Here is a 7,131-nt window from a genome sequence, read left to right as displayed (position 1 = left end):
ACGGGGTATCAACTAATCTGGCGTTGATTTTTGGCACGCTGTTGAGTTCTCAAGGTGCGGACGCTTCCTTTGTACTTACCCTCTCGGGCTTTCCTCCGGGCGCTTCCTTCGTTCTTGCGTTTCCGACTCTATCAGATCTTTCCGACCCGATTTCCTCGGTGCTTTCCGGTCCCTTTCGCTTTCGCTCCGGGCCCTTCCGGCGGTTCCGACTCTATCAGATCCTTTCGGGCCTGACTCCCAGTCAGCGGGGTTTGTCTTTCCGGCTGTTGGGCCGTTCCGACGAGTGAGACTGTAGCGGATTCCTCGCCCCCGAACCTAATCGGGCGACTCGCATCCACATTCCGAAAAAACGCACGAGAAGACGAGACGGAACGACAAAGAACCGTCGGCTTCAGTGGATCTTGCGGAATGGCTGTCCGGGGCCGATCGGAATCGGTGCTCACGTCGGACAGCTCGGAGGACATTACGCATCCGGGGAGGCCGTGTCAACTTCGGTCCGCGCCGCCACACCCACGGGAAGCGGCCGGGCCCGAGGGGCCCGGCCGCTTCCGGCTCGCTCCGCCGCCCCTCCCTACCGGGGGGCCGGGGTGTCGAGGGCGATCTCCTCGACGCTGAGCACGTTGATGAGCTTGTCCAGCTGCCTGGTCACCTGCTCCAGCGGGGTGTGCTCCGCGTCGACCACCAGGGTGATCTGGGAGAAGCCGCCTCCTTCGACCGGGACGACGGCGAGGGAGTCGATGTTGAAGCCCCGGCGGCTGAAGAGGGCGGTGACCCGGGTGAGCGCGCTGGGCTTGTCCTCGACGAGGACCGACAGGGTGTGCGTGCTCATGCGTCGTCTCCGTCCCACCGCGGGGTCATGTCCCGGGCGATCTTGATGTCGTCGTTGCTGGTGCCCGCGGGGACCATGGGCCAGACCATGGCGTCCTCGTGGACCACGAAGTCGATGACCACCGGGACGTCGTTGATCTCCATGGCCTTGGCGATCGTGGCGTCCACGTCCTCGGGCCGTTCGCAGCGCAGGCTGACGCAGCCGTAGGCCTCCGCCAGCTTCACGAAGTCGGGAACCCGCTGGGCCGTGCCCAGGTCGGAGTTCGAGTACCGCCGGCCGTAGAAGAGGGACTGCCACTGGCGGATCATGCCGAGCTTGCCGTTGTTGATCACGGCGACCTTGATCGGCACCCCCTCGATCGTGCAGGTGGCCAGCTCCTGGTTGGTCATCTGGAAACAGCCGTCTCCGTCGATCGCCCAGACCACCGTGTCCGGCCGTCCCATCTTCACGCCCATCGCGGCGGGCACGGCGTAGCCCATCGTGCCCGCGCCGCCGGAGGTGATGAAGGAGCCGGGGTTCTCGAAGCCGATGAAGTGCGACGCCCACATCTGGTGCTGGCCGACGCCGGCCACGTAGAGGGCGTCCGGACCGGCGAGGGAGCTGAGCCGCTCCAGGACGTACTGCGGAGCCAGCGAGCCGTCCCCGAAGTCCTCGTACCCCAGCGGGTAGGTCTCCTTCAGCCGGTCGAGCTGCGCGCGCCACTCCGCGTAGTCCCCGGGGTGGTCGATCGCCTCGACGAGGCCGCCGATGACCTCCTTGCAGTCGCCCACGATCGGGACGTCCGCCACCCGGTTCTTGGAGATCTCCGCCGGGTCGATGTCCGCGTGGATCACCTTGGCCCGCGGCGCGAACGACGACAGCTCCCCGGTGACCCGGTCGTCGAAGCGCACGCCGAGCGCGATGAGCAGGTCCGCCTTCTGGAGCGCGCCCACGGCCGAGACGCTGCCGTGCATCCCGGGCATCCCCATGTGGAGCGGGTGACTGTCCGGGAAGGTGCCCCGGGCCATGAGGGTGGTGACGACCGGGATGCCGGTCAGCTCCGCCAGGCGCAGCAGTTCGGCGGAGGCGCGGGCCTTGTGGACGCCGCCGCCGACGTACAGCACGGGGCAGGCCGCCTCGGCGATCAGCCGGGCCGCTTCCTGGATCTGCTTGGCGTGCGGCCGGGTGACCGGGCGGTAGCCGGGCAGCTGGGCGGCCGGTTCCCAGCGGAACGTGGTGGGGGCCTGGAGCGCGTCCTTGGTGATGTCGACCAGCACCGGGCCGGGACGGCCGGTGGAGGCGATGTGGAAGGCCTCCGCGATGGTGCGCGCGATGTCGCCGGCTTCGGTCACCAGGAAGTTGTGCTTGGTGATGGGCAGGGTGATGCCGCAGATGTCGGCTTCCTGGAAGGCGTCCTTGCCGATCAGGCCGCTCGGCACCTGCCCGGTGATGGCGACCATCGGGACGGAGTCCATGTACGCGTCGGCGATCGGGGTGACCAGGTTGGTCGCGCCGGGGCCGGAGGTGGCCATGCAGACGCCGACCTTGCCGGTCGCCTGGGCGTACCCCTCCGCGGCGTGTCCGGCGCCCTGCTCGTGCCGGACCAGGACATGGCGGATGGCGGTCGAGTCGTACAGCGGATCGTAGGCGGGCAGGATGTGGCCGCCCGGATATCCGAAGACCGTGTCCACCCCGGCGTGCTCCAAAGCCTTGACCAGAGCTTGAGCACCTGTCATCTGTTCGGTCATCTGCTCGTTTTCCTGTTGGCTTGGTTCGAATTCTGGGTGCTCCGGCCGGCCCGAGTGGGGCAAGGGGAGGACACCCGTTCGCAAAACTGATTCGAAGGACAGCGCGCGGAATTCAGCAGTGCACGGACGGTAGGTCCGGGAATGAGAACTACAAGAGGGCGCGCTAGGAGCGGTGTCGGGTGGCGACTACGCGCTCGGCGGCTCCGAGGGGCGGCATTCTCGTCGGAGCAGGGCGAATCCGTTCGTGACGGCTCAAGCGACTTCACGTGATACACACGGAAATGCAGGACAAGCTTAGCTTCCCGGCGGGCCGCTTTGCCCGTTCCCGGGAATCCGGGTCACCATTGGCCGAATTTCACCGGCCCATGGTGACCGAGGCGAGGAAGGCTCCGGATCATCCGGCCGACGCGGCGCGTCCGGGGACCAGCTCCGTCAGGTAGAAGAGCCCCGCCACCACCGGGAAGGCGATGCCGCACCAGGCGATGCCCGACCACCCGTACGTCGCGTAGACCGAACTGGCCACGGCGGAGCCGACCGCGCCGCCGATGAAGAAGATCGCCATGTACAGGCCGTTGAGCCGGCTGCGGATCTCCGCCCCGAGGGCGAAGATCGCGCGCTGCCCGAGCACCAGGTTGCAGGAGATGCCGACGTCGAGCAGGAGCGCCGCCGCGAACAGGGCCGCCACGGCGTGGCCGCCGCTGGCGAACACCAGCAGGAAGCAGGCCACGACGGCGAGGATCGCGACGCCCGTCGCGGGCTTCGTCAGGCCCCGGTCGGCGATCCGGCCGGCGACCGGGGCCACGAAGGCGCCCAGCACCGCCGCCAGGGAGAACAGGGCGATCCCGCCCTGGCTCAGGCCGACCGCCGGGCTCGCCAGGATCAGCGGGACCGCGGTCCAGAACAGGCTGAACGCCCCGAACAGCATGGCGTGGTAGAAGGCCCGCCGGCGCAGGACCGGCGTGCGGGCCAGGAGCTGCCCCATCGAGCCGAGCAGCTTCGGGTAGGGGACGGAGGTGCTCGGCTTCCGCTCCGGGAGGACCGCGCGCAGGGTCACCGCGAGCACCAGCATCAGGCCGGCGGAGAGGGCGAAGATCGCGCGCCAGCCCAGCAGGTCCGTGGTCAGGCCGGCCACGGGACGCGCGAGCAGGATGCCCATCAGCAGGCCGCTCATGACGTTGCCGACGACCTGCCCCCGGCTCTCCTCGGGAGCGAGGTGGGCCGCGAAGGGCACCAGCATCTGCACCACGACCGAGCTCAGTCCGATGATCAGCGAGGTGGCGAGGAAGAAGGCGGCGTTCGACGCCACGGACGCGCTCAGCAGGGCGGCGGTGCACGCCGTGAGCGTGACCATGATCAGACGGCGGTTCTCGAAGATGTCGCCCAGCGGGACGAGTACGACGAGGCCGACGCCGTAGCCGATCTGGGTCAGGGTCACCACGAGGCTGGCGGCGTTCTCCGTCAGGCCCACGTCGGGGCCGATCAGGGCCACCAGCGGCTGTGCGTAATAGATGTTGGCCGCGACCGCGCCGCAGGCCACCGCCATCAGGAAGGTCAGTCCGCGTGACATGTGCAGCCGCGCCGTCGGATGTGTCGTGCTCTCAGTGGTCATGGCTCTCTCAGAAACGGAAGAGGGATCGGCGCCTAAACGGCGTGTGCTTGGATGACGGAGAATTCCGGCCGGGCGGATATCACCTGGGGATCCGAGAAGCCCGCCGCCCGCAGCAGCCGCCGGAAGTCGTCGAGTGTGCGCTCGCGCCCTCCGTGCAGGACGAGCATCTGCAGATCCAGGACCAGATCGAGCGGATCGCAGTCCTTCGGGGACGGGGCCAGTACGCGGTCCACGAGGACGATGCGCGCGCCGGGCTCCATCGCCTCGCGGCAGTTGCGGAGGATGGGCGCCGCCTTCTCGTCCGGCCAGTCGTGGAGGATCCACGACAGGACGTACAGGTCTCCGCCCGTGGGCACCGCGTCGAAGAAGCTGCCCGCGCGGGTGCTCAGCCGGCCGTCGACGGAGGCCCAGGTGCCGGCCGAGATCACGCTGTCCTGGTCGTACACCATGGCCCGCGCGTCCGGGTTCCGTTCCAGGAGCGCCCGCGCCAGGCTGCCGTTCCCGCCGCCGACGTCGATCACCCGCTCCCCCGGGGCCACGCTCAGCACCTCGGCGATCGCCGCGTGGCGGCCCGGGTAGCCGCTGGCCATGTAGCGCTGGTAGAGCGCCTCCTCCTCGGGGCTCCCCTTCATGTACGCGAAGAAGTCCTGGCCGTTGACCGGCTCGAACGCCTCCTCGCCGGTGGCGACGGACCGCCCCAGGGCGCCCCAGGACCGCCAGATGCCCGGCATCGCCCAGAACCGCGCCGTCCAGTGGAGCGAGGGGCCCGCCGTGCCGGTCCGCAGGAGGCGCGAGGCCTCGTTGTGGCGTATGCCGCCGTCCGCGTCGACCTCGAAGACACCGAAGGCGGACAGCGCCCGGGCCAGCCGGGTCAGGACGGCCTCGTGGACCTTCAGCCGGTCCGCGAGGGACGGCAGCGTCGCTCCGTCCTCGTCCAGCGCGTCGGGCAGGCCGGCCTCGCAGGCCGCGGCGATCATCTGGGTGACCGCCATGCCGCGAATCAGTTCCTGCATCCTGCGGATGCCGACGGCGCCCGCGGCCCCGGCCGGGGCGCCCTCGGGACCGGCGGATCCGGCCGGACCGGCGGGAGCGGTGGTGGGAGCGGTGGAACCGCCGGATCCGGCCGGACCGGCGGGAAGGGGGGTCTGGATGGTCATGCGGCCTTCTTCTCCTTCTTCTCCTTGTTCATCGCCAGGTCGGAACGGACCACCACGTCGCCGAGGATTCCGCGCAGCACCGCGCGCAGGGAGTCGACGGCCGCGACGGAGTCCGGCTTGCGCCAGGCGATGAAGGCGTCCGGCCGCACCAGCAGACAGCCGTCCTCCGGTATCTCCGACACCTCCGCCCAGTCGCCGTAGAGGTCCTGCACGTCATGGCCGGGGCCTATGACGTGCGCGTCGAGCTCGATGTCCAGCTCCTTCGAGAGCAGCGCGGCGGCGGCGGCCCACACGCGCCCGTTCAGCCCCGTCAGCAGCGTGAACCTGCCCTTGCCGACGAGGTCCAGGGTGGAGACCTGCGTGCCCCGCCGGTCGAGCCACACGTGCGGCAGGCGCGCGCCGGGCCGGCTGGACACCTGGTAGTACAGCTCGGGGTCGCGCCGCCAGGCGGGCTGCGGGGTGTCGTCCGGGACGACCGCGTCGGAGGCGTAGCGCTGGTTGAGCTCGACGCCCTGCGTGGCGAACTCGTACGACTTGAGCTCGATGGCCTCGCGCAGCAGCCTGCGCTTCTCGGCGCCCGCGGGGGTGGCGTCCTTCAGGCCGGCCATGTTGCGGCGCATCTGCTCCGCGTCGAGGTGCGCGTCCAGGCCGAGCGCGGAGAAGATGCCGCCGAACTCCTCGATGCTCTTGTTCGCCCGCTCGACGATCTGCCTGCCGATCGGCGCGCGTTCCTGGTCGTAGGTGTCCAGCAGCCGGTCCGAGGCCTGTCCCTTCAGGACCATCGCCAGCTTCCACGCCAGGTTGTAGGCGTCCTGGATCGAGGTGTTCGAGCCCAGGCCGTTCGACGGCGGATGGCGGTGCACGGCGTCGCCCATGCAGAACACCCGGCCGCGCGCGTACCTGGTGGCGTACTGCTGGTTGACCGTCCAGGTCGAGACCGAGCGGATGGTGATGTCCACCGAGTCGTCGCCGATCAGCTGACGGGCGATGCCGATCGCGTCGGACTCCGAGACCTCGGGCTCGCCCGCGCTCTTGTCGTAGCCCCACACGATCTGCCACTCGTTCCACGGCCTGACCATGCGCAGGAGGCCCATGCCGATGCCTCCGACGCCGGCGCCGGGCTGCATGATCCACCAGAGGTAGCCGGGGCGGTGGGCCACGAGGTGGGAGAGGTCCGCGTGCAGGATGATGCTGATGCTGCCGGCGAGTCCCATGTGGCCTTCCATGGGGAGGCCGATCTGTTCGGCCACGAGGCTGTTGCCGCCGTCCGCCCCGATGAGGTACTTGGCGCGGAGCTCGTACCGCTCGTGCTTCAGCCGGTCCAGCACGTGTGCGGTGACGCCGTGCTCGTCCTGGTCGAGCCCCAGGAGCTGGGTGTCGAACCTGACGTGGCTGCCGCGCGCCGCCGCGTTGGACAGCAGGATGGGTTCGAGGAGGGTCTGCGGCAGGTCGCAGTGTTCGGCGGGGCTGGCCAGCGCGTAGTCGCTCTGCCGCCGGGCCCTGTTGGCGCCGTAGGGCAGCCGGCCCAGCTCCTCGCCCACCAGGCTGGTGCAGAAGACGACGTTGCCCATGACCTCCTTGGGCGAGGCCTTGGCCAGGATCTCGTCCGCCACGTCCAGGTCCCGGAAGACCTCCATGGTGCGCTGGTTCTTGTAGTGCGCGCGAGGCGTGTCGGCGAGCCAGCGGTGCTTGGTGATCACGAGGTTGTCGATGCCGTAGGTGCTCAGCATCAGCCCCGCGGATGCCCCTGCCGGGCCACTCCCGACGATCAGGACGTCAGTGTCGTACACGTGGTTTGTCTCCTGAATC

5 protein-coding genes and 1 pseudogene are annotated in these 7,131 nt (G+C 69.4%); 1 reads left to right on the top strand and 5 read right to left on the bottom strand.

The window, feature by feature from the left end; genetic code table 11:
• Positions 1-287 (top strand): hypothetical protein (locus ACZ6J5_RS04190; protein WP_469387382.1); only part of this gene is annotated, 287 nt, incomplete at its 5' end.
• A gap of 311 nt (positions 288-598) precedes the next feature.
• Here ACZ6J5_RS04190 and ilvN read toward each other — a convergent pair.
• The 5 genes and pseudogenes from ilvN to ACZ6J5_RS04165 form a co-directional block, all read right to left on the bottom strand.
• A pseudogene (gene ilvN / locus ACZ6J5_RS04185) lies at positions 599-829 on the bottom strand (acetolactate synthase small subunit); the annotation flags it as partial.
• Positions 826-2,619 carry an acetolactate synthase large subunit gene (locus ACZ6J5_RS04180; RefSeq protein ID WP_469387380.1) on the bottom strand — a complete coding sequence of 598 codons (1,794 nt, stop codon included), beginning with the start codon at positions 2,617-2,619 and terminating at the stop codon, positions 826-828. The gene ACZ6J5_RS04180 and the pseudogene ilvN, both read right to left, overlap by 4 nt.
• A 331-nt stretch (positions 2,620-2,950) precedes the next feature.
• Complete coding sequence (locus ACZ6J5_RS04175; protein WP_469387378.1) at positions 2,951-4,165, bottom strand: MFS transporter; 1,215 nt, start codon at positions 4,163-4,165, stop codon at positions 2,951-2,953.
• Between the two features lie 32 nt (positions 4,166-4,197).
• Entirely contained in the window at positions 4,198-5,322 is a 1,125-nt protein-coding gene (locus tag ACZ6J5_RS04170) for a methyltransferase (protein ID WP_469387376.1), read from the bottom strand.
• Positions 5,319-7,112 carry an FAD-dependent oxidoreductase gene (locus ACZ6J5_RS04165; RefSeq protein ID WP_469387374.1) on the bottom strand — a complete coding sequence of 598 codons (1,794 nt, stop codon included), beginning with the start codon at positions 7,110-7,112 and terminating at the stop codon, positions 5,319-5,321. The genes ACZ6J5_RS04170 and ACZ6J5_RS04165 overlap by 4 nt, the downstream gene beginning before the upstream one ends.
• Between the last annotated feature and the right edge of the window lie 19 nt (positions 7,113-7,131).

The organism is Streptomyces sp. NPDC042100, assembly GCF_055582325.1.
This window is presented reverse-complemented; position numbering and strand designations above follow the sequence as displayed.

What these genes read in the sequence shown, in the direction of transcription:
- ACZ6J5_RS04175 (WP_469387378.1), bottom strand. Translation starts at nt 4,165, where the DNA reads ATGACCACTGAGAGCACGACACATCCGACGGCGCGGCTGCACATGTCA.
- ACZ6J5_RS04170 (WP_469387376.1), bottom strand. Translation starts at nt 5,322, where the DNA reads ATGACCATCCAGACCCCCCTTCCCGCCGGTCCGGCCGGATCCGGCGGT.